Origin of the sequence: Ensifer sp. ZNC0028 (genome assembly GCF_000799055.1) — a bacterium.
Lineage (GTDB): Bacteria > Pseudomonadota > Alphaproteobacteria > Rhizobiales > Rhizobiaceae > Ensifer.
In genome coordinates this window covers 79,432-103,910 of the sequence record NZ_JTLA01000005.1, presented here as the reverse complement: position 1 = coordinate 103,910, position 24,479 = coordinate 79,432, and the positions used below count along the sequence as shown (strand labels likewise).

Annotated in this window: 25 protein-coding genes; 12 read left to right on the top strand and 13 right to left on the bottom strand. The window is 64.0% G+C overall.

The features are described 5' to 3' along the window. Positions 1-67: 67 nt before the first annotated feature. The gene (locus L981_RS01610; protein ID WP_043611120.1) at positions 68-670 is read left to right on the top strand and encodes a TetR/AcrR family transcriptional regulator; all 603 of its coding nucleotides are present in this window, start codon (positions 68-70) and stop codon (positions 668-670) included. Positions 671-681: 11 nt separating this feature from the next. Here the strand turns inward: L981_RS01610 and L981_RS01605 are convergent, their stop codons facing one another. The 4 genes from L981_RS01605 to L981_RS01590 form a co-directional block, all read right to left on the bottom strand. Continuing rightward, on the bottom strand, positions 682-2,004 hold the full coding sequence (locus tag L981_RS01605) for an MFS transporter (protein WP_043611118.1): 1,323 nt from the start codon (positions 2,002-2,004) through the stop codon (positions 682-684). A 48-nt stretch (positions 2,005-2,052) separates the two neighbouring features. Next, positions 2,053-2,328: a metal-sensing transcriptional repressor gene (locus L981_RS01600; protein WP_043611116.1), complete on the bottom strand. Its 276-nt coding sequence runs from the start codon at positions 2,326-2,328 to the stop codon at positions 2,053-2,055. Positions 2,329-2,547: 219 nt separating this feature from the next. After that, positions 2,548-3,546, bottom strand: a complete 999-nt coding sequence (locus tag L981_RS01595) for an NADP-dependent oxidoreductase (protein ID WP_043611115.1) — start codon at positions 3,544-3,546, stop codon at positions 2,548-2,550. A gap of 132 nt (positions 3,547-3,678) precedes the next feature. Beyond that, the gene (locus L981_RS01590; protein ID WP_043611114.1) at positions 3,679-4,314 is read right to left on the bottom strand and encodes an NAD(P)H-dependent oxidoreductase; all 636 of its coding nucleotides are present in this window, start codon (positions 4,312-4,314) and stop codon (positions 3,679-3,681) included. 100 nt (positions 4,315-4,414) lie between these two features. Between L981_RS01590 and L981_RS01585 the strand changes: the two genes are divergently transcribed. Beyond that, the gene (locus tag L981_RS01585; protein ID WP_043611110.1) at positions 4,415-5,308 is read left to right on the top strand and encodes a LysR family transcriptional regulator; all 894 of its coding nucleotides are present in this window, start codon (positions 4,415-4,417) and stop codon (positions 5,306-5,308) included. Positions 5,309-5,350: 42 nt separating this feature from the next. Here L981_RS01585 and L981_RS01580 read toward each other — a convergent pair whose 3' ends face one another. After that, positions 5,351-5,809, bottom strand: coding sequence for an SRPBCC family protein (locus L981_RS01580; protein WP_043611109.1), 459 nt, complete (start codon positions 5,807-5,809; stop codon positions 5,351-5,353). Positions 5,810-5,890: 81 nt separating this feature from the next. Then, positions 5,891-7,252 (bottom strand): dicarboxylate/amino acid:cation symporter, encoded by a 1,362-nt coding sequence (locus L981_RS01575; RefSeq protein ID WP_043611108.1) that lies wholly within the window; start codon positions 7,250-7,252, stop codon positions 5,891-5,893. Between the two features lie 398 nt (positions 7,253-7,650). Here L981_RS01575 and L981_RS01570 point away from each other — a divergent pair, with 398 nt between their 5' ends. From L981_RS01570 to L981_RS01550, 5 genes are all read left to right on the top strand, one after another. Beyond that, positions 7,651-9,003, top strand: coding sequence for an LLM class flavin-dependent oxidoreductase (locus L981_RS01570; RefSeq protein WP_043611107.1), 1,353 nt, complete (start codon positions 7,651-7,653; stop codon positions 9,001-9,003). 9 nt (positions 9,004-9,012) lie between these two features. Next, positions 9,013-9,897, top strand: coding sequence for an ABC transporter permease (locus L981_RS01565; RefSeq protein ID WP_043611106.1), 885 nt, complete (start codon positions 9,013-9,015; stop codon positions 9,895-9,897). 36 nt (positions 9,898-9,933) lie between these two features. Next, the gene (locus tag L981_RS01560; RefSeq protein ID WP_043611105.1) at positions 9,934-10,917 is read left to right on the top strand and encodes an ABC transporter substrate-binding protein; all 984 of its coding nucleotides are present in this window, start codon (positions 9,934-9,936) and stop codon (positions 10,915-10,917) included. A 9-nt stretch (positions 10,918-10,926) separates the two neighbouring features. Continuing rightward, entirely contained in the window at positions 10,927-11,697 is a 771-nt protein-coding gene (locus tag L981_RS01555) for an ABC transporter ATP-binding protein (RefSeq protein WP_043611103.1), read from the top strand. A 113-nt stretch (positions 11,698-11,810) separates the two neighbouring features. Then, complete coding sequence (locus tag L981_RS01550) at positions 11,811-12,197, top strand: hypothetical protein (protein WP_043611100.1); 387 nt, start codon at positions 11,811-11,813, stop codon at positions 12,195-12,197. Between the two features lie 98 nt (positions 12,198-12,295). On the opposite strand, the gene L981_RS01545 is transcribed toward L981_RS01550, so the two are convergent. From L981_RS01545 to L981_RS01530, 4 genes are all read right to left on the bottom strand, one after another. Further along, positions 12,296-13,318, bottom strand: a complete 1,023-nt coding sequence (locus tag L981_RS01545) for an LLM class flavin-dependent oxidoreductase (RefSeq protein ID WP_043611099.1) — start codon at positions 13,316-13,318, stop codon at positions 12,296-12,298. Positions 13,319-13,451: 133 nt separating this feature from the next. Next, positions 13,452-13,766, bottom strand: a complete 315-nt coding sequence (locus L981_RS01540) for a cupredoxin family copper-binding protein (RefSeq protein ID WP_052201527.1) — start codon at positions 13,764-13,766, stop codon at positions 13,452-13,454. Positions 13,767-13,774: 8 nt separating this feature from the next. Continuing rightward, a complete protein-coding gene (locus L981_RS01535) occupies positions 13,775-14,296 on the bottom strand; it encodes a DUF4142 domain-containing protein (protein WP_043611098.1) in 522 nt (173 codons plus the stop codon). 88 nt (positions 14,297-14,384) lie between these two features. Next, the gene (locus tag L981_RS01530; RefSeq protein WP_043611096.1) at positions 14,385-15,083 is read right to left on the bottom strand and encodes an RNA polymerase sigma factor; all 699 of its coding nucleotides are present in this window, start codon (positions 15,081-15,083) and stop codon (positions 14,385-14,387) included. A 308-nt stretch (positions 15,084-15,391) separates the two neighbouring features. On the opposite strand from L981_RS01530, the gene L981_RS01525 reads away from it, so the two are divergent. The 3 genes from L981_RS01525 to L981_RS01515 all read left to right on the top strand — a co-directional run bounded on the left by L981_RS01525 (position 15,392) and on the right by L981_RS01515 (position 18,983). After that, complete coding sequence (locus tag L981_RS01525; RefSeq protein WP_043611094.1) at positions 15,392-15,802, top strand: hypothetical protein; 411 nt, start codon at positions 15,392-15,394, stop codon at positions 15,800-15,802. Positions 15,803-16,123: 321 nt separating this feature from the next. Continuing rightward, the gene (locus L981_RS01520; RefSeq protein ID WP_043611163.1) at positions 16,124-17,827 is read left to right on the top strand and encodes an amidohydrolase; all 1,704 of its coding nucleotides are present in this window, start codon (positions 16,124-16,126) and stop codon (positions 17,825-17,827) included. Between the two features lie 217 nt (positions 17,828-18,044). Then, positions 18,045-18,983 (top strand): LysR family transcriptional regulator, encoded by a 939-nt coding sequence (locus L981_RS01515; protein ID WP_043611093.1) that lies wholly within the window; start codon positions 18,045-18,047, stop codon positions 18,981-18,983. Between the two features lie 56 nt (positions 18,984-19,039). Here L981_RS01515 and L981_RS01510 read toward each other — a convergent pair whose 3' ends face one another. The 3 genes from L981_RS01510 to L981_RS01505 are packed head-to-tail and all read right to left on the bottom strand — an operon-like array spanning position 19,040 to position 21,512. Further along, positions 19,040-20,872, bottom strand: coding sequence for a carbamoyltransferase (locus L981_RS01510; protein ID WP_043611092.1), 1,833 nt, complete (start codon positions 20,870-20,872; stop codon positions 19,040-19,042). A gap of 12 nt (positions 20,873-20,884) precedes the next feature. Next, positions 20,885-21,034 carry a DUF5989 family protein gene (locus tag L981_RS34940; protein WP_089043047.1) on the bottom strand — a complete coding sequence of 50 codons (150 nt, stop codon included), beginning with the start codon at positions 21,032-21,034 and terminating at the stop codon, positions 20,885-20,887. 46 nt (positions 21,035-21,080) lie between these two features. Then, complete coding sequence (locus L981_RS01505; RefSeq protein WP_043611091.1) at positions 21,081-21,512, bottom strand: SxtJ family membrane protein; 432 nt, start codon at positions 21,510-21,512, stop codon at positions 21,081-21,083. A gap of 481 nt (positions 21,513-21,993) precedes the next feature. Between L981_RS01505 and L981_RS01500 the strand changes: the two genes are divergently transcribed. Next, positions 21,994-23,799 (top strand): sensor histidine kinase, encoded by a 1,806-nt coding sequence (locus tag L981_RS01500; protein WP_082005850.1) that lies wholly within the window; start codon positions 21,994-21,996, stop codon positions 23,797-23,799. Continuing rightward, entirely contained in the window at positions 23,760-24,443 is a 684-nt protein-coding gene (locus L981_RS01495) for a response regulator transcription factor (protein ID WP_043611089.1), read from the top strand. Before L981_RS01500 ends, L981_RS01495 begins: the two co-directional genes overlap by 40 nt. Positions 24,444-24,479: the final 36 nt, after the last annotated feature.

Genomic DNA, 24,479 nt, shown 5'->3' with positions numbered 1-24,479 from the left:
TGTTATCGACCAATGACAGGGCGTCAAGGGGCAAGATTTTCCGCGCCGTTCACGCCGGGCCACTGCGATGACAACGGATTTGTGCAAACCATCCCGTCGTTCGCCGCGCGATCGCATCGTTGAGGCTGCGCGCGATCTCTTCCGCCGCCGCGGTATTCGCGGCACCGGCGTCGATGCGATCGCCGACGCTGCCGACAGCAACAAGATGACGCTCTACCGCCACTTCAGTTCGAAGGACGATCTGATCGTCGAATGCCTGCGCCATGCGGGCATGGAGATGGATGGCTTCTGGCGCGAACTGGAAGACCAGCACCCAGGTGACGGTCTCGGTCAGCTCAGGGCCTGGGTCCGGCGGATCGCCGAACATCTCGGCGAGGACAAGTGCCAATGTGAAATGATGAGTGCCGCCGTGCAGCTGACCGATGAGGGCCACCCCGGACGCGAGGTGATCCGGCTCTTCAAGGATGCGCAGCGCGACCGCGTCGTCGAACTCTGCCGCCGCGCCGGCATCGCCAATGCGGAACTGCTCGGCGACACATTGCTGCTGCTGATCGATGGCGCGCGCGCCGCGCAGCAGAGCAGCGGCGCCGAAGGGCCGAGCGCCCGTTTCGCCGAGATCGCCGATGCGGCGATCCTGACTTTTGCCGGCAACAGCACCGCTTCCAGGTAGCGGTCGTTTGCCTACTGCTGGGCCGGCCAGTCGGGGTGATGGCTGTCGATCACGAAGACATGGGTGTGGCGGTGGCCGCTGCCGACGCGCGTCGCGCCGGCGAGATGGGGATGATCGTCCGCCATCGCGTGATGCACGTGCTCGATTTCGTCCGGGTCGGGCGCCGGCCAGAGCCGGGCGGCCGCAGTGATGGCGCCGATGGCGATGAGGCCAAGCGCGACGAAGGTCACTTCGAGACCGGCGGTAGCGCCGAGCCAACCGGCCAGCGGATAGGTGATCAGCCAGCAGGCATGTGAAAGGGCGAACTGGGCGGCAAAGAGCGCCGGCCGGTCTTCGGGCTGGGCGGAGCGGCGGAGCAGCCGGCCGGACGGCGTCTGGGTCAGCGAGTAACCGAGACCGATGGCGAGCCAAAGCGGCAGCAGCGCAGCGAAACTTGGAACGAGCGGACCGATGAACAGGCCGGCGACGAGGATCGTCGCCCCGGAAAACATCGCGAAGCGGTCGGGTGTCCGGTCGAGCAGGCGTGGCAGCATCAGCGCGGCAATCATCGAGCCGCAGCCAAAGGCGGCAAGCGCGATCGCCGTGTCGGTCTGGGTGAGACCAAAGCCGGCCTGGACCAGCACCACCGTGTTGACGATGACCATCGACCCGGCCGCCGAGACTGCGAGGTTGAGCGCGAGCAGGCCCCTGAGCCGCGGTGTGGCGAGATAAATGCGCAGACCCCGCGTGGTGCGGTCGTAGATGCCGCGCCGTTCCGCCGCCTTCGGGCTTGGCAGCGCGACCGACACCACGAAGGCGGCCGAGGCGAGGAAGCCGAATACCGTGCCGGCGAACAGGTCGTGGAAACTGACGACGGTAAGAAGTGCCGCAGCGAGCATCGGGCTTGCGACGCTTTCGAGATCATAGGCAAGCCGCGAGAGCGACAGGGCGCGGGTGTATTCCTTTTCATCCGGCAGCACGTCGGGAATGGTCGCCTGGAAGGTGGGGGTAAAGGCGGCCGAGGCCGACTGCAGCACGAAGATCAGCACATAGACCTGCCAGATCTCGGTCACGAACGGCAGGAACAGCGCGACGGCGGCGCGCACCAGATCGAGGCTGACGAGCATGGCACGGCGTGGAAGCCGTTCGGCGAAGGCGGCGGCGATCGGCGCCACGCCGACATAGGCGATCATCTTGATCGCAAGCGCCGTCCCGAGCACCGCGCCCGCTTCGGCCCCGGCCAGATCATAGGCGAGAAGCCCGAGCGCGACGGTTGCGAGGCCGGTTCCGATCAGCGCGATCACCTGCGCCAGAAACAGGTGGCGATAGGTGCGGTTTGCGAGGATCTGCAGCATGACGATGGGGCCTCGCTCGGTAGCGGGTTGCGGCAGCGGGTTTGCTGCTCAGAGATATTTCGTGATCGTCTTGAACTCGTCGATGGAGTGGCGCTGCTCGCGTGGGAGCGCGCCGATCGTGTCTTCGAGGCAATGGTCCAGATGATCCTGGATCAGGGTTCGCTTCGCCTGGCTGATCGCCTTTTCGACCGCGTGGAGCTGCTGGGCGATGTCGAGGCAGGGGCGGCCACCTTCGATCATGGCGATGACGCTCTTCAGGTGTCCCTCGGCACGTTTCAGCCGCTTGACGATATCAGGATGGGTGTCGTGTCTGTGCTCGCTCATCCTAATATCCTATCCCCCTGGATAGGATATATCAAGGGCGCGATTTTCGATGGTTCTGCGACGGCGGGCAGTACCTTCGTCTGTCACCTCCACGCGCCCGCACATCCGAGACACGCGTCGCTACGTCCTGCACTTGACGCACCGATGCCCCGCGACAGGGCGGGGCATCGGTTTGGTCTGGGGCGGCGTGATCCGGTTCGCCGATGCGCCCGTTTTCAGCTAGAGGCGCACGAGCATCTTGCCGGTGTTGGCGCCCTTGAAGAGGCCGATGAAGGCGTCAGGCGCATTCTCCAGGCCGTCGACGATGGTCTCGCGCAGCTGGATCTTCCGTTCCTTGATCCAGGCGCTCATCTTGCGATCGAACTCCGGAATGAGATCGACATGATCGGAAACGATCAGCCCTTGAAGGCGGATGCGTTTCTCGATCGCCTGGAAGATGTTGCGCGGACCGGGCGCGCCGCCGGCGTTGTAGCCGGTGATCATGCCGCAAAGCACGAAGCGGGCATGGTCGTTGGCAAGTGCGAGCGCCGCTTCGAGATGGTCTCCGCCGACATTGTCGAAGTAGATGTCGATGCCGTCGGGTGCTGCCGTTGCGAGCGCTTTCGTCAGATCGGATGTTTCGCGATAGTTGATGACGGCATCGACACCGATCTCGTTTCTGAGCCAGTCGGCCTTGTCCGACGAGCCGACCGAGGCGATCACCCGCAGGCCGCTGAGCTTGGCGATCTGGGCGACGATGCTGCCGACGGCACCGCTGGCGGCCGAAACGAAGATCGTCTCGCCTGGCCTGGCATTGGCGATCCGCGTCAGCCCCACATAGGCGGTGAGGCCGGGAAAGCCGAGCGCGCCGAGATAGGCCTGGGCGGGAAGATCCGGATCGAGCTTGCGGGCTGTTGCCGCGTCGATGACCGCGTAGTCCCTCCAGCCGGCGAAATGCACGACGGCGTCGCCGACGGAGAAGGCCGGGTCGGTGGAGTGTTCGACCACGCCGACGGCCGCGCCATCCATGGCCCGGTCAAGCTGGAACGGCGGAATATAGCTTTTCCGCTCGTCCATGCGGCCCCGCATATAGGGATCGACGGATATCCAGGTGTTGCGGACCAGCAGTTGGCCCGGTTTCGCCTCGTCGAGGCGCTGGCTGGCGATCTCGAAATTTTCTGGGCCGGGAAGTCCGGTCGGGCGGGTCTTCAGGTGGATTTCGCGCGTGACGGTAGACATGGCTCTTTCCTTTGTCGTGTTGCGTTCGGTTGAGAGGGGCGCGTGGGTTCGTTCGCGCGCCGCCGGTGGCGGCGTTCGGTTCGGTGGTGATCGATCGAAGATGAGATCTTGGGGGTCGCCGACCCGTCGGCTTCAGGCCGTCGCCGGCATCAGGGGCGGTTGAGGCGAAGGCTTCCGCTGGCCTTCGGCATAGGCGCGGCCGAGATCGTGGGCGGTCGCGAGATTGCGCAGGCGCGCGGCGCGCTCGCTGCTCTCCGCGTCCAGGAACAGGTGCGTCTCGACATTGGCGACGCCGCTGAAGTTGAAGATGCCGTGGGCGACCTGGGCGGCCATCGCACTTTCATAGCCGTGCTTCTGGTAGAGCCGGTGGCTGCCGGCGCCGGTGGCGATCAGGCGAACGTGCTTTGCCGAAAGCGGACCGGCGAAACGATCGTCGCTGCCGAAGGCCCAGCCTTTGGTGAAGACGCGATCGATCCAGCCTTTCGTTACGGCCGGCAGCGACCACCAATAGATCGGAAAGGCCAGGAGCAGGAGGTCGGCGCGTTCGATGCGTTGCTGTTCGCGCCTGACGTCCTCCGGCAGCGGTCCGCGTTCGCGATAAAAAGCCAGGTCCTTGCGGGTCATGCGCGGGTCGAAACCTTCGGCGGCAAGATCGGCCAGTTCGATGGTTGCGGCCTTCGTTTCGCGGATGCCGGCGACATAGCGGTCGGCTAGGGACTTGGCGAAGGACGGGCCTCCCGGATCGGCTGTGACGAGAAGAATGTTCATGTCGGCCTCGTTTGTCTGTGTTCGTTGGACCTATACAAACATCTGTCAGGACGATAAAAAAGTTCGAATATTGGCGCCTATTTATCGAGTGGTTCGATCAATGCTACGCATATCCCTGGATCAGTGGCGGACCTTCATCGCGGTGGTCGACGCCGGCGGCTTCGCCCAGGCGGCACAGGCACTGAACAAGTCGCAATCGACCGTCAGCTATGCGGTGCGCCAGATCGAAGAGAGGCTTGGCGTCGCCGTCTTCGAGATCGAGGGCCGCAAGGCGCTGCTGACCACGGAGGGGCGCATTCTCTACCGGCGCGGCAGGTCACTGGTCGACGAAGCGACGCGGCTGGAGCGGGCGGCTGTAAACCTCGCCAAGGGTCAGGAGCAGATGCTGAGCCTGGCGGTGGAGGGGCTGTTTCCGACCTGGCTGCTGCTGAGCTGCATCGAACGCTTCGGTGAGGAGGCGCCGGAAACCCGCATCGAGCTGCATGAAAGCGTCATGGGTGGAACGGACGAGCTGCTGCTGTCGGGTGCTGTCGAACTGGCGATCTGCGCCGACAACCTGCCGGCAGGCCATACGGGCGAAGTGCTCCTGCGCTACCGCGCGGTTGCCGCCGCCGCCCCCTTCCACCCGCTGCATCAGCTGGGGCGGGAACTCGGCGTCGAGGATCTGAAAGGCCATCGCCATCTGGTGATCCGCGACAGCGGGCTGCAGCGGCAGCGCCCGAGCGTCTGGAACGTGACCGAAAGGCGGCTGACGGTCAGCCACAAGGCAACCTCCATTCGCGCCGCCTGCATGGGCATGGGTTTTGCGTGGTATCCGGAAGACTGGATCCGCGAAGAGCTTGCTGCCGGCCAGTTGAAGCCGCTGCCGCTGAAGGAAGGCTCGGAGCGATGGGGCGCCATGTACCTGGTCTACCCGGATCCGGATGCGGCGGGACCGGGCGCAAAGCGCCTGGGCGAAATCATAAGGCAAGAGGCGCGTGCCTTGGGGCAATAGCCGTCCGCCTCCGCGCCTTTCCGGAATCGGCCCGCCGTTGCTTTAGGCCAGCCTGTCTAAGAGACCTCGGCGTCCACGCTCCATCACCACCCCGTGGTTCCAGCGAAAAACGGGCCTGAGGATAAAGGAAAGACGGACCATCCAGGGCTTCGTGACCGTCACGTTCCAGTCATAGCGAACGCGGCAAGCGCTGCCTTCGCCTTGCAGCGTCCAGCGGCCGATGCCGTCGAGTTCGCCCAAGGCCCGGCCTTCGATCAAGAGGGGCGGTTCGACCTTGGTGGTTTCCATGTCGAAGACCAGTTCGTAGGGCAGCGCCGTCGACCAGCGCATGCGCCTGACGGCGCCGACACCGCGCTCGTCACCCGGTTGCAGCAACGTCACCTGTTTCACCGACGGCCACCAATCGGGCCAGCGCTCCGGCGTGCTCAGTTCACGCCACACGTCTTCGAGCGGGAAGGCGATCGTCCATTCGGTGACGAGGTGAAAATTGGTCGACGACATCGCCGATCCCTCAACAGGCGGAACGCCTGAAGTATAACACGGCATGCGGGCCTTGCGGCCCGCATGCGTCGTTTCATGCCGTCAGGCCGCGCGTGCAGCGACGCCAAGCGGTTCCAAGTCGTCGAGCACCTTGTCGCCGTTGTAGACGGTCTCGTCGAGAATGCCTTCGCGCTTGGCGACGATCGTCGGCACCAGCGCCTGGCCGGCGACGTTGACCGCTGTGCGGCCCATATCGAGGATCGGGTCGATGGCGAGCAGCAGGCCGACGCCTTCGAGCGGCAGGCCGAGCGTCGAAAGCGTCAGCGTCAGCATAACGGTCGCGCCGGTGAGGCCGGCGGTGGCGGCAGAGCCGAGTACCGAGACGAAGACGATCAGCACATATTCCTGGATGCCGAGCGGCAGGCCGAAGAACTGCGCGATGAAGATCGCCGAGATTGCCGGATAGATCGCGGCGCAGCCGTCCATCTTGGTGGTGGCGCCGAGCGGCACGGCGAAGGCGGCATATTCGCGCGGCACGCCGAGGCTCTTTTCGGTCACCGTTTCGGTGACGGGCAGGGTGCCGACCGAGGAGCGCGAAACGAAGGCGAGCTGGATCGCCGGCCAAGCGCCGGCAAAGAAGCGCGATGGCTTCAGGCCGTGGCCGACGAGCAGCGCCGGGTAGACGACGAAGAGCACGATCGCAAGGCCGATATAGACGGCAGCGGTGTACCAGCCGAGCTGCGCCAGCGTTTCCCAGCCGTATTGGGCGACGGCGCGGCCGAGCAGGCCGATCGTGCCGATCGGCGTAAGCCGGATGACCCACCAGAGGACCTTGCGCACGATCGCAAGCAGCGACTGGTTGAAGGCTAGGAACGGCTTGGCGGCGTCGCCCACCTTCAGTGCAGCGGCGCCGACGGCGATCGAAACGACGAGGATCTGCAGCACGTTGAAATTGAGCGAGGTGGTGGCACCCGTGTCAGTGACCTTGGTGCTGGCTTCAAGCCCGAGCATGTTTGCGGGCACGAGGCCCTTGAGGAAATCGAGCCACGAGCCGGAATAGGAGGGCGCCTTGGCAGCTTCCTGCGAAACGGCTGAACCCACGCCCGGCTGAATGATCAGGCCGAGGGCAATCGCGATGACCACGGCGATGAGCGAAGTGATCGCGAACCAGAGCAGCGTCTGCCATACCAGCTTGGCGGCATTCTGCAGCGTCGCCAGATTGGCGATCGACGCGACGATAGCGGTGAAGACGAGCGGCGGCACGAGCGCGCGCAGAAGCTGGACGAAGATCGAGCCGATCGTCTGCAGGGTGACCGTCAGCCAGTTGGCATTGCCGCTGGCATCGACGCCTATGTTGCGGGCGATGAGGCCGAGCAGCAGGCCGATGACCATGGCCGCCAGGACCTGGAAGCCGAAGGAGGCATAGATCGGCTTTGGTGAGGATTGGGTGGTTGCTTGGGACACGTCTTTCACTCTCATTGTATGGCGGCGGCCACATTTTTAGGCAATGGCCGCCGCAAGTGCCCGAAAAATAGTCGAGTATTCTGGTCGAGATAAGAAACCCTTTGGCTCGAAAACTATTCCAAGTGGAATATTTTCCCCGATCAACCGCGCACGCTCGCTCCGGCCGGTTTGCCTCCAGGGACGGCGAAGCGGTCATCGATCTCCAAACCGGGCGAACTGACGAAAAACATTTCAATCTCGCCGCGCCTCGTTGAAATCTCCTTTCTCTATAAAAATAGTGTATAATGTAGCCTGTCTGTCGTGGCCGGAGTTCGCCGCGTGTTGCGGAGCGCCTTGTGCGTTTCGCCCTCGGCAGGGCGATCTCCTCGAGTTTAAAGCGAGAACAGGAGAGGATTGAGATGACACGCAAGATCCGGCTTGGAGCCTTTCTTCCCGGCGGCGGGCAGCATATCGCGGCCTGGCGCCACCCCGACCAGCCCGCCGACGGGGCGACCAGTTTCGAGTTTCACAAGCAGCTGGCGCTGACCGCCGAACGCGGTCTGTTCGATGCCTACTTTCTTGCCGACGGGCTGGCGGTCGGCTTCGGTGGCGCGCGAGAGGGCGGCAATGCCCGCGTCGCCGGCTTCGAGCCGGTCACGCTGTTTTCCGCTTTGGCGCCGCTGACCACCCATCTCGGCTTCATCGCCACTTCCTCGACGACCTATGAGGAGCCCTATACGACGGCGCGCAAGTTCGCCTCGCTCGACCTCATCTCCGGCGGTCGCGCCGGCTGGAACGTGGTGACGACCACAGGCGATCCGACGGCGCAGAATTTCAACCGCGACACGCAGCTTCCGCATGCCGAGCGTTACCGGCGTGCCGCCGAGCATGTCGATGTCGTCAAGAAGCTCTGGGACAGTTTCGAGGACGATACCTTCATCCGCGACAAGCAAACGGGCGTCTTCTTCGATCCGGCGAAGCTGCACGACACGGATCACCGCGGCGAGCATTTCAAGGTCCGCGGCCCGCTCAACATCTCGCGCTCGCCGCAGGGACATCCCGTCATCGTCCAGGCCGGCCAGTCCGAGGATGGCCGTGGCCTTGCCGCCGCCACCGCGGAGGTGATCTTCACGGCGCACCAGCACATCGAAACGGCGCAGGAATTCTATCGGGACATCAAGGCCCGCGCCCGCGGCCTTGGCCGCAACCCGGACCATATCCTGGTCATGCCCGGCGTCTCGCCCTTCGTCGGCCGGACGGAGGCCGAGGCGCGGGAGAAATACGAACGGCTGACCTCGCTCATCGTCGAGGAGGACGGCATCGGTCTGCTCAACGGGCTCACCGGCGGAACGCTCGATCTTCGTGGCTACGACCTCGATGGGCCGTTGCCGCCGGCGCCGCCGACCGAGGGCATGAAGAGCCGCCAGGCGCTGATCCGCCAGATCGCCGACGAAAACAACTTCACCATTCGCCAGCTCTATCAGTGGATCGCGTCGGCGCGCGGCCACTACACGATCGTCGGAACGGCGGGACAAATCGCCGATACCCTGCAGGAATGGTTCGAGAACGAAGCCGCCGATGGCTTCAACATCCTGCCGCCATGGTTCCCGACGGCGCTCGACGACTTCGTCGAGCTGGTGATCCCGGAACTGCAGCGTCGCGGCCTGTTTCGCACCGCCTACGAGGGCAAGACGCTGCGCGAAAACCTCGGCCTGCCCGTACCCGTTAACCGCTGGACTGCCGCCCGGTCGGCCGTTCAAGCAGCGGAGTGAGGTGTTGCCATGTCCTATGAAACCATCAACCCCTCGCTTGCGGCAGGCTTTGCAACGGCGCGCCGCGAGACCCCTGCCAAGAACTCCACTCAGCCGGCCGTGCATTCCCGGCCGAACAGCGTGCCGCGCTGGCGCCGCCTGCTCGGCGCGATCGTCGCCCGCTACGGTCTCGTGGTTGCGTTTCTGGCCTTCTGGCAGCTTGCAAGCACCGTCGGCTGGGTCAACGCGGCAGTCTTTCCGCCGCTCGACGTGATCCTGGCTGCTCTTTGGGACGGCATCGCCGGCGGCGCGCTGCTCGACGATATCGCCATCAGCCTGCAGCGGTCGGGCATTGCCTTTGCCGCTGCCGTCGCCGTCGGTATTCCGCTCGGGCTGTTCATGGGCCAGGTCCGGCTCGTCGAGCAGGCGCTTGACCCCGTCCTGCAGCTTTTCCGCCAGACCTCGGCCCTGGCGCTCTACCCGGTCTTCATCCTGCTGCTCGGTCTCGGCGAAACGTCGAAGGTCTTCGTGATCTTCTGGGCGACGCTGTTTCCGATCCTGTTGTCGACGATCGGCGGGGTCAAGGAGGTCGACAGGAAGCTGATCGAGATGGCCCGCACCTACGGCGCCGGCTCGCTCGCGGTCTTCCGTCGCGTGGTTCTGCCGGCCTCGGTGCCTGCGATCTTCGTCGGCCTCAGGCTCTCGGCGACGACCGCGCTGCTGCTTCTGATCGCTGCCGAAATGATCGGAGCGAACAAGGGCATCGGCTTCCAGGTGATGAACGCGCAATACAACTTCCAGATCCCGCTGATGTTTGCGTCGATCCTGCTGCTTGCCCTGCTCGGTCTCGCCGCCAACGCGCTGCTTGTTCTCATCCAGCGCAATCTCTGCCGCTGGTCTCAGCCGAACGCCTGACCGCCTCTACCAGTTCTCCTTCGAAAGGATATCAAGATGACCTTCCATCCCCGCAATCTCCTTCTCTCGGCAGCCGTCACGCTTGGCCTTGCAGCACCGGCAGCCGCCGCCGACGCCGTCACGCTGCGTTATCTCGCCAGTCAGGGCGGCCTGTCGGCCCATGAACTCGCGCAGGAACTCGGCTATTTCGACGGCACCGGCATCACGGTCGAGAGTGTCGGCTACGCTACCGGCGGTCCGGCATCGCTGATCGCACTGGCATCCGGCGATGTCGAGATCGGCAGCGCAGCGACCTCGGCCGTGCTGAACTCGATCATCAGCGGCAACGACTTCGTTGCCGCCTATCCCTCCAACGGCATCAATGACGAGGTACAGTCGATCTTCTACGTGCTGGAAGACAGCCCGATCAAAAGCATCAAGGACATCGCCGGCAAGAGCATTGCGGTGAACACGCTCGGTGCTCACCTCGACTATACGATCCGCGAGGCGCTGCATTCCGTCGGCCTGCCGACAGATGCCGCCAACCAGGTCGTCGTTCCCGGCCCGCAGCTGGAGCAGGTCCTGCGCTCCGGCCAGGTGGATATCTCCGCCTTCGGCTATTGGCAGACGACCTTCGAGGGTGCAGCCCGCAAGAACGGCGGCCTGCGCGCCATCTTCGACGACACCGACGTGCTCGGCGAGATCGCCGGCGGCTTCGTCGTGCTGCGACGCGACTTCGTGAAGGAGCATCCGGAGGCGGCAAAGACCTTCGTGCTGCAGTCGGCCCGCGCGCTCGACTATGCCCGCGAACATCCGCAGGAAACGAAGGAGATCCTGGCGAAGGCCCTGAAAGCTCGCGGCGAAAATCCTGAGATCGCCCAGTACTTCCGCGGCTATGGGGTGCGGGCCGGTGGCCTGCCGGTCGAGCGTGACCTGCAATTCTGGATCGACGTGCTGGTGCGCGAAGGCAAGCTCAAGCAGGGCCAGCTGGCGCCAAAGGACGTGCTCTTTGCCGTCGACGGCGCCACGGCCAGCAACTGAGGACGTTCCATGAGTGTTGCCCAGAACCTTCGCCGCGGAGAGGTGACGATCCGTCACCTCTCCAAGTCCTACCGCCTGAACGGCGCGCCATTGCCCGTGCTTCGGGATATCAACCTCCATATCCGCTCCGGCGAGACGCTTGCCATCGTCGGCGCCAGCGGCTCGGGCAAGACGACCCTGCTTCGGGTGCTGGCGGGTCTCGAGGATCCGGATGCCGGCGAGGTGCTGATCGACGGCAAGCTGACCAGAGGCGTGGGCACCGACCGTGCGGTGATCTTCCAGGAGCCGCGGCTTTTGCCCTGGCTGACCGTGCTCGACAATGTCGGCTTCGGGTTGGAGACGCGTGGGCTTTCCCGGGGACAGGCGCGGGAGCGGGCGCGGCGCTACGTCCAGCTGGTCGGCCTGCAACAGTTCGAAGGCGCCTTTCCGCGGCAATTGTCGGGCGGCATGGCGCAGCGCGTCGGCATTGCCCGGGCGCTCGCCGTCCAGCCGGAAATCCTGCTGCTCGACGAGCCGCTGGGCGCGCTCGACGCCATGACCAAGATCAGCATGCAGCAGGAGCTGGCGCGGATCTGGCGCGACGAGGACGTGACGACGGTGCTCGTCACCCACGATCTCGAAGAGGCGATCTATCTCGCCGACCGTATCCTCATCCTGCCGCGCGAAAAGGGCGGCGAACCGCGGCTGATCGAGATCGACCTGCCGCGGCCGCGCGACCGCAGCGCCAGCGCCTTCGTGCGCCAGCGCGAGGAACTGCTCGGCATCTTCGGACTGCATTGAGGTCGCTTGCGGAACGGTTGCAGCGGCTAGGCGTTATCTTGGGGAAGCGGCATTCACCGGGGGCGACGCTGCCCGGTGAATGCCGGATGCCAAGCCGAGACAGGAGCAACGCCATGAAGTTTTCGAAGGGAATGTCATTCGCCGCAATCGTCTTCGCCCTTGGCGCGGCAGCACCGGCGATGGCCAACGGTTTCTATACCGGTATCGATCCGCACAATCCGCCGGGCACCCAGAACAGGGTTCTCTACGGGCAACCCTATTATGTCGAGCCCGCGCCCGGCCCGGTCTATGTCGAGCCTGTGCAGCCTCAGGTCTATGTCGATCCGATGCCGACCGGCAGCATCTATGTCGATCCGTATGTCGACCCGGCGCCGGGTTATGTCTATCGCCCGCCGGCACGAACGCTGGGTGATGCGCGCCAGCGCTACACGGGCGAGTATCAGAGCGGCGGAGAGGGCGACTATTACCTCGGCGTCGCGCATCCGCCGCAGGTTCCCTGAAGAAGCAGCTAGGTGAAGGGGCGCGGCCACAGAGTTGCGCCCCTGATTCGGCCCGGTGCGTGAATTCAGATGCCTGGAGTTTGAGGCGTCGCCCGTCGTCAGCGCCAGCCAAGCGCTGGCGCGACGTGCTTCAGGATCGCTTCGATTACATGGGCGTTGTACTCGACGCCAAGCTGGTTCGGGACCGTCAGGAGCAGCGTGTCGGCCTCGGCAATCGCCTCGTCCTTCGCCAGTTGCTCGACCAGCACGTCGGGTGCTGCAGCGTAGCTGCGCCCGAAGATCGCCCGCGTCTTGTCGTCGATGAAGCCGATCTGGTCTTCCTGCTTGTTTCCGCCGCCGAAATACATCCGGTCGCGATCGTCCACCAACGCAAAGATGCTGCGGCTGACCGAGACGCGCGGCGCCCGCGTGTGGCCCGCCGCCTTCCAGGCTTCCCGGTAGGCGCGGATCTGGTCGGCCTGCTGGACGTGGAATGGCAGGCCTGTTTCGTCGTCCTTCAGCGTCGAGCTTTGCAGGTTCATGCCGAGCTTTGCGGCCCAGACGGCCGTGGCGTTGGAGCTTGCGCCCCACCAGATGCGCTCTCTCAAGCCATCCGAATGCGGCTCGAGGCGCAGCAGGCCGGGAGGGTTGGGAAACATCGGTCGCGGATTGGGTTCGGCGAAACCTTCTCCGCGCAGGACGTCGAGCAGCACTTCCGCGTGCCGTCTTGCCATGTCGCTCTCAGTCTCGCTTTCGCCCGGCTGGTAGCCGAAGTGGCGCCAACCATCGATCACTTGCTCCGGCGAGCCGCGGCTGATGCCGAGCTGCAGCCGTCCGCCGGCGATGAGATCGGCGGCACCCGCATCCTCGGCCATATAGAGCGGGTTCTCGTAGCGCATGTCGATGACGGCCGTGCCGATCTCGATCCGGCTGGTCTTTGCGCCGACCGCCGCCAGAAGCGGGAACGGCGAGGCGAGCTGGCGGGCGAAGTGATGGACGCGGAAATAGGCGCCGTCTGCGCCGAGTTCTTCGGCCGCAACGGCGAGATCGATCGATTGCAGCAGGGCGTCGCCGGCCGATCGCGTCTGCGACTGGGGCGAGGGCGTCCAGTGTCCGAAGGAAAGAAAACCGATCTTCTTCATGGCCGTGCCGCCTCCTCGATGGAACCAGCCGCTTCCATGGCACAATTCGGGTTCCGGATACAGACGGCGTCCGGTGACTTCGCCGTGAACGGCAGCGCGCGAGGATGACCACGCGCTGCCGTCCTCAAGTCGTTCATTGCACCTTGAGTCGTGCTTTCATGTTCGGGTGAAAGCGGCAGATGTAATCGAAGGTTCCGGCCTTGGTGACGGTGAGCGTCGCGGTCATTTTCGGTGGTATCACGATGTCGAAATCACCCTTGGCCGTTGCCGTGTGCGCCATGACGTCCCTGTTGTCCCACTCGATCACGTCGCCGACGGCGGCGCTGATTTCGGCGGGTGAAAAGACGAGCTTTTCGATGGTCACCCGGATGGTCTCCGCCCACGCCGATGGCGCAGTCAGCATGAGGGTCAGGCCGCACAGCGCGCCAAGGCTTCGCTTTCGGATCATGGCGCTGCCTACTTCATCATCTCGGCGACATGCTCGGCATGTTGCTGATGACCCTGGAACAGCTTGAGGCCGGTTTCCAACAGGTCCTTGAGCTCGGCATTCTTCGCGGAGGGAATGAGCAGGGTTTCAAGGGCGCCATTGACCTGCTTGTGGTAGGCTACCTCGTTGGTGACATAGGCCTTGTCGAAGTCGGCGCCGCTGAGCTTCGCCAGCTTTTCGCGCTCTTGCGTCGCCGCTTTCGTCAGCGCGCGGCTGGTTTCGTTGTCCTCGGGCGTCACCTTGAGTTTCTTGACGAGATCGAGGGCCTGCTTGTTGACGGCCTCATGGTCGCGCAGCATGTCGTTGGCGAAGCTGATGACTTCCTTGTCCTTGGAGATTTTCAGGGCCTGCTTGGCGGCCTCGATATCGATGACGCCTGCGGTATAGGCGATATGGGCGATCTGGGGGTCGGTGACCTTCGTCCCGGCTGCAAGGGTCGCGCCACTGATGAGGCAGGCGACGGCGAGGGCTGAGGTGAGGCGGGCATACATCGGGAACTCCTCTCCGGCGGCGATCGCCGCCGGTCTTGATGGATCACGCCCATTGGATGCGCGCCGCCTTCAAAGGTTCCCGGAAATGTCAGCCTGAAAGTCCGAGCCGGTTCATGACCGCCTCCGTCAAACGGGCGCAACGGCGTCCGGCAAAGGGGAAGGCATTCAAGAGTACGGGGCCGACCTGGCGGTGGATCTGCTGGCGCAGAAGCTGGCGGGCACGGTGCAGGCGGCTCCTGACCGTCTTCGGGTTGATGCCGAGCAGGGCTGCGGTCTCTTCGACGCTCATCGCCTCGATCACCCGGGCGGTGAACACCAGGCGGAAGGGTTCCGGCAGAGCGTCGGCCGCCTCTTCCACCAGCCGCAGGATCTGCCGCTGCGCAAGGCTGCGTTCCGGATCGTCGGCGTTCACAGCATTGGGAAAGGGTACGATCTCGGCGCCTGCACTGTCCGTCGCAAGCGGAACCTCCCGGCGCGTCGCCGACCGGCGGAGGCGTCCGAGCGCCTCGTTCAGCACGACGCGATGTAGCCAGGTGGCGAGGCTGGCATCGCCACGAAACGTTTCGAGGTGCTCGAACGCGCGCAGATAGGCTTCCTGCACCACATCCTCCGCGATGCTGTCGTTGCGCACGACGGCGCGGGCGATGCGAAAAAGCCGCTGGTTGTGCCTCGTCATGACGATCCGGAAGGCTTCGGGGTCCCTCGCAAGCGCACGCTCGACGAGAGCTTCATCTGTCAAATGGTCCGCTTCCGCCGTGGTGCGTCTTGTCAGCAGTGCATCGTTCATCATCCACCTCCAAACCACCGTTTGATGCGGATCGGGCAACAACGTTCCCGAGAAAGCATACGCCGCGTGAGCGGCAACCGAAATAGGGTGTGACTGGAGCGGTGAAGGCAGATGTTCGAGGCGGCATTTTGCGCATTTCCGCCAGCGGAAGTTGGGTCTCCTGGCGCCGTTCGCGCGGCGGTAATCGCAGGTCCTCTTTTTTTCTCACGACAGGGAACCGGGGTTCCCTCCGGCGAGTTTGAGGAACGGCGACCCCGGTATGGAGGGGCGCGTATCGCGGTCGCATCTTCGCACTAGGAGAGACGACGATGAAGCATCAAACCATCGAACAGTTGCAAGCGCTCGCCGAAATTCGTTCCGATCCCGCGATGACGAGAACGGAACGGCTTCAGCGTTGGGCCGAACTCTTGGAAAGCAATCCCGATCGCCGGCTGGGCACGCTTTCCGGTACTGAACGCGCGACCGCTGCCGCGCGCCAGGCCATGCAGGTCAACGGTTCGCCCATGACCGTCGCCTTCGAGGATACGCAATTGCGCCTCGCGGGGCTCGCAGACGACAGCTACGGTGAAGCAAAACGCTTCTTCGAAATATCGGACCACCAACTGCACGATATCGTCTGCGACTGCAATTTCGGCAGCTCCGTTCGGGCCGCCTATGCCGCCCGGCGGGTTCGCGCGGCCATTGGCCTCTGGCCGCGCCTGAAGGCGCTCTTCAGCTGAGGCTGCGCCGATTGGCCAGCCTCCGGGGAAGCCAGGGCGCCAGCCGGAAGCTTCCCTAAACTCTTGTTTTTATGAGCGGCGCAGGCCCCCGCCTTCGCGCCGGGTGACGATTTTGTGCGTCGCCGGATCGCGAGCCTTATCCGCTGGGGCTTCATTGGCGCGCGTTTTCACCTCAGATCCGCGCCGTTGTAGCGCGGCATCGCTCGAACCTAGCCCGAGGGAGTATATCGTTATCCTCCCCACTTGCAGCATCATCCCTTCAACGCCGGTGCCGCGCGGCTCGCCGGGGGTGGAGGGATGCAGCCGCGGGAGGAGGATTTCATGACATTGGCAGCAGTAACCCGCGCCTTGGGTGCAACGTCCGCTCTGGCGATCCTGGTCGGCACGGCGCAGCCGGTTTGGGCCGCACCCGATCTGATCGTGCTCAACGGTGACGTGCGCACGGTCGACCAGGGCAAGCCGAAGGCGCAGGCCTTCGCGATCGAGAACGGCAAGTTCACCGCAATCGGCAGCAACGACGAGATCAAGGCGCTGGCCGACGCTAAGACCAAGATGATCGACGCCGGCGGCAAGACCGTGACTCCGGGCTTCATCGACGGCCATACACATCTTACGTCCGGCATGGACATGGTGACCGGCGTCGACCTCTCCTACATCCCGGACAAGAAGACTTGGCTCGAAAAGATCAAGGAAGCCGATCAGCGCTTGCCGAAGGGCGTCTGGCTGATGGGCGGCGGCTGGGACTACACGCTCGGCGAGGGCAAGCTGCCGACGAAGGAAGACCTCGACGCCGTGGTGCCGGACCGGGTGGTGGTCCTGCGCGATATCGATTTCCATTCCGTCTGGGTCAATTCCAAGGCGCTGGAAGTGGGCGGCGTTACCGCGAAGTCGGAAGTCGAAGAGGGCGGGCAGGTGCTCTTGAACGACAAGGGCGAGCCGAGCGGCATCCTGCTCGAAAAGGCCGGCGATCTCGTCGAGAAGCATCGTCCGGTGGCGACCGACACGGAACGGCGCGCAGCGCTGCTTGAGACGATGAAGTTTGCCAACAGCCTCGGGATCACCGGCGTCAACGACATGTCGGATCTCGCCGCCGTGCACGACTATGCCGCGATCCTCTCTGAAAAGAAGATGCCGCTTCGCGTCTGGTACGGCTTCTTCGAGGGTGATCCGAAGAAGATCGCCGCCGCGGTCAAGGACCGCGACGAGGTCGACAAGGTAGCCGCCGATTCCGGCGAGCAGGAGGTAAAGGGGCCGATGCTGAAGCTCGGCTACACCAAGTCGGTGATCGACGGGGTGCTCTCGACCCGCACCGCTTACATGCACGAGGACTATTCCGACCAGCACGGCTGGAAGGGCAAGCCTTTCGAGACCAAGGAGCAGCTGGCGGCGGCAATCAAGGCCTCGAACGAAAACGGCTTCCCGACCGCGGTGCACGCGATCGGCGACGGCGGCGTCAGCCTCGTTCTCGACGCCTTTGCCGAAGCTTCGGTGCCGCGGCCGCAGCCTAACCGCATCGAGCATATCGAGGTGGTCGAGACCAAGGACATCCAGCGCTTCAAGGATCTCGGCGTCGTCGCCTCGATGCAGCCGAACCATGCGACCGGCACGATCGGCAAGTACATCACCGAACGCATCGGTACCGATCGCGAGCCGCGGGCCTATGTCTGGCATTCGATGCTCGATGCCGGCGTGCCGCTGGTGTTCGGTTCGGATTGGCCGACATCGCCGCTGAGCCCGCTCACCCAGATCAACGACGCCGTCTTCCGCGAAAGCCCATTTGGCTTGGGTGACGGTCCCTGGCATCCCGAGCAGGCCGTCACCTTCGACCAGGCCTTGCACGGTCTCACCCAGGCGGGTGCCGACATGACGCCCTGGGGGGCTCAGATCGGCTCGATCAGCGTCGGCAAGTGGGCGGATTTCGTCGTGATCGACGGCACCCTCGCAGATCCGCTCGACCGCTCCATCCGCGAACGCAAGGTGGAGGCGACCTATCTCGCCGGAAACGAGGTCTATCGCCGGCCCTGATCGGGAGCGAAAGCGTCGGTCGCCTACCGGTCGCCGTGCGAGGACACGTCGATCGGCAGCCTTTTGTGGCGACGTCCCATCGATCCAGATCACGCACGGCCGGCGCTACCTGCGCCGGCCGATTTTTTGCTGGGTCCATGATGCACTAGCTTAGTGCCTGAAAATTCATAATAATTGCGCTTCACTTTGGAGTTTCGCAAGCTAAGGGCGCGATCGAATGGCATTGGACTCGTTGGATGTGCGGCTGCTGCGGATCTTCGTGACGATCGTGGAGGCGGGTGGTTTTGCCGCCGCCCAGGGAGAGCTCAACCTATCGCTCTCGACGATCTCAAATCATATCTCGGCGCTGGAAAGCCGCCTCGGCCTGATCCTCTGCCAGCGTGGCCGGTCTGGCTTCCGCCTCACCGAGGAAGGGCGTGCCGTCTACGAGGAGGCCAAGCGCCTGTTCGGCACGATCGACCAGTTCGATACTCGCATGAAGGGCCTGCAGCACCGGCTGAACGGCACGCTTTCCGTCGGCCTCATCGACAACACCCTGTCGGACCCGGCCTCCCGCCTGACCCGCGTCTTTGCCCGGATGACGGACGAGGCGCCGGAGGTGGCGCTTTCGATCGTCACCCGGCCGCCGCATGAGTTGCTGCGCGACGTGATAACGGGCGAGCTTCACATCGCGATCGCCAGCTTCCCGCGCACGACGCTGGGGCTCGAATATGTCGATCTCTACGAGGAGACGCAGCGCTTCTATTGCGGGGCCGAGCATCCGCTGTTTTCCCGCGACGACAGCACGATCGAAATCGACGACATCCGGTCCCACAATCTGATCGGCCGCTCCTATTGGAATGCCCGCGACCTCAAGATCTTCTCGATCGCCAACCCGCGCGCGACGGTCAGCGACATGGAGGCGGAAGCGCGGCTGATCCTTTCCGGGCGCTATCTCGGCTATCTGCCCGATCACTTTGCCAACCGCTATGTTAGCAAAGGGCTGCTGCGGCCGATCCGCCCGGATCTCTTCAGCTACAGGGCGCCGTTCCAGGCGGCTTTCGACAAGGCCCGCGCGAAGTCGGGACTGGTGCCGTTTTTCGTCAAGCTGCTGACGAGCGAGTTCGGCGTCGCGCCCTCCGGCCGGAGCGCCTCGCGCCTGCGTGCCGGACGCTAGAACGCCGGGTCGCTGCTGCGGCCCGGCGCGCTGAAGGAACACACTGCCCGGCCGTTCTAGTCGAGCTCGAAGTTCTCTTTGTAGTCCTGCTTCAGGTGCGCGGGCTGGTCCTCTTTCTTCAGCATGCAATTGCCAACGACGAGGCGCTCGATCTCCGTTCCCATGAAGCAGCGATAGGCGTCTTCCGGATTGCAGACGATCGGTTCGCCACGCACGTTGAAGCTGGTGTTGACGAGCACCGGGCAGCCGGTGCGCGCCTTGAAGCGGGTCAACAGCTCCCAGTAACGCGGGTTGGTCTCGCGGTGCACCGTCTGGATGCGGGCGGAGTAGTCGACATGGGTCACCGCCGGTATTTCCGAGCGCGGCACGTTGAGCAGATCGATGCCGAACAGGTTTTCCTGCGGATGATTGGCGTGCAGGCGGCGGCTTTCCAGGACGTCGCCGACAAGGAGCATGTAGGGGCTGTCGGTGTCGATGTCGAACCAGTCCGACACGTCTTCGCGTCGGATCGACGGAGCGAAGGGGCGGAAGCTCTCGCGGTACTTGACCTTGAGATTGAGCATCTTCTGCATCGTCGGCGAACGGGCGTCGCCGAGGATCGACCGACCGCCAAGCGCCCGTGGGCCGAATTCCATCCGCCCCTGCATCCAGCCGACCGCCTTTTCCTCGGTCAGTGCCGAGACGGTGGAGGAGGTGATCTCCTCGTCCGAAAGGACCTCGAAGTTCGCCCCGGCATTGGCAAGTCGCTGCTCGACTTCGCCTTGCGCGAAGGCTGGCCCGAGATAGCCGCCCGACATGGCATCGCCGTCCTTCACGACGCGCGTGCTTCCGAGGTATTCGTGCCAGACCGAGAGAGCCGCCCCGAGCGCGCCGCCCGCATCGCCGGCGGCAGGCTGGATCCAGATGTCGTCGAAGATCCCGGCCTTCAGCAGCTTGCCGTTCGCCACGCAGTTGAGCGCGACGCCGCCGGCAAGGCAGAGGTTCTTTTCGCCTGTCTGGCGCCGGGCATAGCGGGCGAGCCGCATGACCGCCTCTTCCGTCACGACCTGAACGGAAGCCGCCAGGTCCATCTCACGCTGGGTCAGCGGCGATTCCGGCTTGCGGGGTTCGCCTCCGAAGAGGTCGTTGAAGGCCGGCGAGGTCATCCTCAGGCCCGTGCAATAGCCGAAATAGTGCTGATCCAGACGGAACGAGCCGTCGTCCTTGAGATCGATCAGGTTGTCGAGGATCGTCTGCGCGAAACGCGGCCGCCCGTAGGGCGCAAGCCCCATCACCTTGTACTCGCCCGAATTGACCTTGAAGCCCGTATAATACGTGAAGGCCGAATAGAGCAGGCCGAGGGAGTGCGGGAAATGCAGCTCCTTCAGGAAGTCGAGGCGATTGTCATGGCCATGGGCAAGCGACGTGGTGCACCACTCGCCGACGCCGTCCATGGTGAGGACCGCAGCGGAGGCGAAGGGCGAAGGAAAGAAGGCGCTCGCCGCATGGGACTGGTGGTGCTCGGTGAAAAGCAGCGAGCCTTCCCACTCCTTCGTGCCGACAAGCTTGCCGAGATCCTTGCGCAGCATCTTCTTCTGGAAGAGCTTTTCCTTGATCCAGACCGGCATCGCCACGCGAAACGAGCTGAAGCCGTGCGGCACTGTCGCAAGATAGGTCTCGACAAGCCGCTCGAACTTCAGGAACGGCTTCTCGTAAAAGACGACATGGTCGATGTCGTTCATGGTGCAGCCTGCTTCCGACAAGCAGTACTCTATTGACCGCGCCGGAAAGTCGGGGTCGTGTTTCCGGCGCGTGAAGCGCTCTTCCTGTGCGGCGGCTACGATGCGCCCGTCTTCGACGAGCGCGGCCGCGCTATCGTGGTAAAAGGCCGAGATACCGAGGATACGCACGATGGTGCCGCCCTAGAACAGCGTATAGATGAAGGGGGCGACGGCCGTTCCCTGCGTCAGTACCACCAGGGTTCCGAAGATGGTCGTCATGACCAGGATCGGCAGCAACCAGTACTTCTTCCGGTTGCCCATGTAAGACAGGAGTTCCCTAGCAAGGTCCATTTTCGTGTCCTCTGTCCGATACAATAAGGGATAGGTTCTTCAAAATTCAGAACTGGTTCTTCATCGTTGCCTGGGCTGCTTCGGCTTGCGGCTTGTCGATCCAGTAGGTCTTGGCGTTCTTGTCGAACTGTTCGGTCAACGCGTCATTGCCGCGCAGCCTGAGATAAAAGCCGATCGGCACGAAGGTCGTGACGTAAATCAGGAACATCACGACCGGATTGACGATCTTGAACAGTACAAGGCCGAGCCGCATCCAGAGATGGTTGGCGCGTGTCAGGGTGGAAGGCGCGATCAGGGCCAGGACGACCAGAACCACGCCGATCAGGGCGAGCACAGCCGTAACGGTCGTAATCTCGGAAGCCCGCCACCATTTTACGAGCGCAATCAGGGTAAGGATGCCACCGACGGTATAGCCGAAACTTCTGTTCGACGGTCCTTCCGGGGGCCTCTCGTGCAGTGGTCCGTGAGAAATGCTCATTGCTATCCACCTCAAAGCGGTTAGCTAAAAAACGCACAATTTTCATTGTGCCGACGAATGAAAAACTTTTTAGTCATTTATATTGGGAGAATATGAGCGGCAAATACTGGGGTAGGTCAATATGCCAATGGATATAGAGTCTCATATCCGGCTTTCGATTCTTGGCGCGATCTTCTGATACTCGGGTTGATGCCCGCTGGTCGGCCCTGTTCCAGGGCATGCCTGCAGCAGTGCAAGGTTCGTGTGGTTCGGGTGCGCGTGCGTAACCTTGGCTATACTGGTGGCAAATGCATTTGAGCGCTGGAAGAGACGAGCGTATGCTGGCGACACTTGAATATGCAGATTGCAGCGGCTGCCAGGGCCGTGCCGTCCTTGTCGTCGAAGATGGGGACGGTGTGGGTCGGTGGCCGCGATTTGATTTATTCTCGCTCGTCACGCGCAGGGTTGTTTTCCAAGGGGCGGCGCAGAGCGGAGACTTGGCATGAGGCTAGAGCCGTCAAACCGTTTCAGCGCCCGCCGCGTGAGCCCGGCGACGGCCGCGCCGCCGCATACCGGCGCGCCGATGGATCTGGACCAGGCCTCCGGCCGTAAGGTCTGGACGAACACTTTCCGGGCCCGCTCCGACAAGGTGATCGCCGTCGGGCGCATCCTGCTGGCGCTCGGCAGCGTCTGGATCGCATGGCTCGATTCCGTCCACGTGCCGCTGCCGCCGGAGCCGATCTACTTCCTGCTGATCGGCTATCTCTTTTATGCGGTCGCCGCCGCCTTCCTCGTCTGGCGCACGGAGATTTCGCGGGTGCGGGGCACGCTGGTGCGTCACATCATCGATGTCGCCGCCTTTGCAATCTTCATGTCGATGACCGACGGTCCGGCGAGCCCGTTCTTCATGCTGATGCCGTTCACCTTGCTGTCCGCGACGCTGCACTGGCGCTGGCGCGGGGCGCTCTACACCGGTCTCGTCTGCCTGGCGGCGCTGCTCTATCTCGGCTACTTCGATGCCGGCGATATGCTCGATCCGGATGCCGATACGACGACGAACGCCTCTCGCATTCTCTTCATCTTCGTTGCGGCCACGCTGCTCGTCTGGCTGGGCGCCCACCAGGAGGCGGTCCGGGCCGAGCTGCTTCGGCTGGTACAGCGAACACCGAGCCAGCCGCGTGGCCGCGAGTGGCCGGCGCGCGCGGCGCTCGATTATGCCGCCCATGTCATGCTGGTGCCGCGGGCTCTCCTGTTGTGGACCGATGCGGAGGAGCCCTGGACCTATGCCGCCCTGTGGAGCGAAGGCGAGCTTGAGGTCATGCAGATGCCGCCCGATGCCTTCGGCACCTGGACGGATGAAAAATTGCTGCAAAGCAGCCTGCTGATCACCGAGGCCGCCCGTGGCCGGCTTCTCGTGCACGTGGGCGAGGGGCGGTTTCATCAATGGTCGGCTCCAGACCCGCCGATCTCGCCGGCGCTTGTGGAGGCTTTCAACATCAACGCCGCGGTCTCGACCTATTTTCAGGTCGACGACCTGCAGGCGCGTCTCTTCGTTCTGGAGCCGCCTGCGCTCACGCTCGACGACGTGGCGATCGCCGAAATCATCGCCGACAGGATCAAGGCGCTGTTCGAACAGGCGATCCTGGTCAGGCGCCTGAGCGACGAGGCGGCCGTCGACGAGCGCATCCGCATCGGCCGCGACCTGCACGACGGCGTGCTTCAGGCACTTGCGGGCACTGCACTGCAGCTTCAGTCGCTGCGCAAGCTCAAGGATGCGGGGCCGGAGGTGATTGCCGAACGCCTCGAGGCCATCCAGGCGATGCTGCTCGAAGAACAGCGGGAGCTTCGCGGCTTTATTCGCGCGCTCGAGCCGGGCGGCAATCTCCAGGCTACCGGCGAAATGCAGCTCGAGCGACAACTGGAAGCGGTTGCCGCGCGGCTGCGGCAGCAATGGCAGATCGATGTCTCGATCGCCTTCGACCCGGCGTCCGGCATCGACCTGCCGCTGGCGCTAACCTACGAGCTTGCGCGCATGACCTCCGAGGCGACAGCCAACGCGGTCAGGCACGGCGGCGCGCAGAAGGTCAGGATCATGGTCAGGATCGACAACGGATCGATCGTGCTGACGATCGACGACGACGGGGTCGGCTTTGGTTATGGTGAGCGCCTCGACCATGCCGAGCTGGAACGGGAAAAAATTGGACCGCGGAGCCTGCGCGAACGGGCGGCAGCGCGTGGCGGAAAGCTTGCGATCGAAAGGATAGCGGAATGGACTCGAGTGGTCGTCATGCTGCCAATGCCGCAATAGCGTTGCGCGCGGTCGTCGTCGACGATCATCTGATCGTGCTCGACGGGCTGCGCCGGCTGATCGAAACCGTGCCCGGCTGGGAGGTGGTGGCGACCTGCGAGCGTGCAACCGATGCGCTGCAGGTCCTGTCCGAGCGGGGCGCCGATATCGTCGTCGCCGACCTTCGCATGCCGCATATGGACGGACTCGAGTTCATACGCCAGGTGCGCAGCACTCACGGACAGCAGATCGCGATCGTCATCCTGACGGCTGATATCGGCGACGACCAGGTTGCCGAAGCGATCCGGCTCGGGGTGAACGGCATCGTCCTCAAGGAACAGGCTCCGGACACGCTGATCGACTGCATGAATGTCGTGGCCAGCGGCAAGACCTATTTCCAGGACCAGGCGCTGAAGTCCGCGATCGAGCGGATACGCGCGCAGGAAGCCGTTGAGACCAGGGGCGTCGACCTGTTGACGCAGCGCGAGATCGAGGTCTCGCGGCTGGCGGCCTCGGGGATCCGAAGCAAGGAGATCGGCGCCCGGCTCGGCATATCGCCGGGCACGGTCAAGCTGCATCTCCACAGCATCTACAGCAAGCTCGGCATCTCGACACGCGTCGAGCTGGCCAATCTGGCGAACCGGCTCCCGAAAAGCCCTTCGTGACGGCGCCGGCCGCGCTTGCGGGCCGCCTGCCTTTGC

Excerpts from the sequence above, each read along its gene's own strand:
- L981_RS01565 (WP_043611106.1), top strand. The coding sequence starts at position 9,013 with ATGTCCTATGAAACCATCAACCCCTCGCTTGCGGCAGGCTTTGCAACG.
- L981_RS01560 (WP_043611105.1), top strand. The coding sequence starts at position 9,934 with ATGACCTTCCATCCCCGCAATCTCCTTCTCTCGGCAGCCGTCACGCTT.
- L981_RS01535 (WP_043611098.1), bottom strand. The coding sequence starts at position 14,296 with ATGTATGCCCGCCTCACCTCAGCCCTCGCCGTCGCCTGCCTCATCAGT.
- L981_RS01515 (WP_043611093.1), top strand. The coding sequence starts at position 18,045 with ATGGCATTGGACTCGTTGGATGTGCGGCTGCTGCGGATCTTCGTGACG.
- L981_RS01585 (WP_043611110.1), top strand. The coding sequence starts at position 4,415 with ATGCTACGCATATCCCTGGATCAGTGGCGGACCTTCATCGCGGTGGTC.
- L981_RS01580 (WP_043611109.1), bottom strand. The coding sequence starts at position 5,809 with ATGTCGTCGACCAATTTTCACCTCGTCACCGAATGGACGATCGCCTTC.
- L981_RS01500 (WP_082005850.1), top strand. The coding sequence starts at position 21,994 with ATGAGGCTAGAGCCGTCAAACCGTTTCAGCGCCCGCCGCGTGAGCCCG.
- L981_RS01495 (WP_043611089.1), top strand. The coding sequence starts at position 23,760 with ATGGACTCGAGTGGTCGTCATGCTGCCAATGCCGCAATAGCGTTGCGC.
- L981_RS01610 (WP_043611120.1), top strand. The coding sequence starts at position 68 with ATGACAACGGATTTGTGCAAACCATCCCGTCGTTCGCCGCGCGATCGC.
- L981_RS01570 (WP_043611107.1), top strand. The coding sequence starts at position 7,651 with ATGACACGCAAGATCCGGCTTGGAGCCTTTCTTCCCGGCGGCGGGCAG.
- L981_RS01590 (WP_043611114.1), bottom strand. The coding sequence starts at position 4,314 with ATGAACATTCTTCTCGTCACAGCCGATCCGGGAGGCCCGTCCTTCGCC.
- L981_RS01545 (WP_043611099.1), bottom strand. The coding sequence starts at position 13,318 with ATGAAGAAGATCGGTTTTCTTTCCTTCGGACACTGGACGCCCTCGCCC.
- L981_RS01555 (WP_043611103.1), top strand. The coding sequence starts at position 10,927 with ATGAGTGTTGCCCAGAACCTTCGCCGCGGAGAGGTGACGATCCGTCAC.
- L981_RS01525 (WP_043611094.1), top strand. The coding sequence starts at position 15,392 with ATGAAGCATCAAACCATCGAACAGTTGCAAGCGCTCGCCGAAATTCGT.
- L981_RS01540 (WP_052201527.1), bottom strand. The coding sequence starts at position 13,766 with ATGATCCGAAAGCGAAGCCTTGGCGCGCTGTGCGGCCTGACCCTCATG.
- L981_RS01550 (WP_043611100.1), top strand. The coding sequence starts at position 11,811 with ATGAAGTTTTCGAAGGGAATGTCATTCGCCGCAATCGTCTTCGCCCTT.
- L981_RS01600 (WP_043611116.1), bottom strand. The coding sequence starts at position 2,328 with ATGAGCGAGCACAGACACGACACCCATCCTGATATCGTCAAGCGGCTG.
- L981_RS01530 (WP_043611096.1), bottom strand. The coding sequence starts at position 15,083 with ATGAACGATGCACTGCTGACAAGACGCACCACGGCGGAAGCGGACCAT.
- L981_RS01595 (WP_043611115.1), bottom strand. The coding sequence starts at position 3,546 with ATGTCTACCGTCACGCGCGAAATCCACCTGAAGACCCGCCCGACCGGA.
- L981_RS01605 (WP_043611118.1), bottom strand. The coding sequence starts at position 2,004 with ATGCTGCAGATCCTCGCAAACCGCACCTATCGCCACCTGTTTCTGGCG.
- L981_RS01505 (WP_043611091.1), bottom strand. The coding sequence starts at position 21,512 with ATGAGCATTTCTCACGGACCACTGCACGAGAGGCCCCCGGAAGGACCG.
- L981_RS01520 (WP_043611163.1), top strand. The coding sequence starts at position 16,124 with ATGACATTGGCAGCAGTAACCCGCGCCTTGGGTGCAACGTCCGCTCTG.
- L981_RS34940 (WP_089043047.1), bottom strand. The coding sequence starts at position 21,034 with ATGGACCTTGCTAGGGAACTCCTGTCTTACATGGGCAACCGGAAGAAG.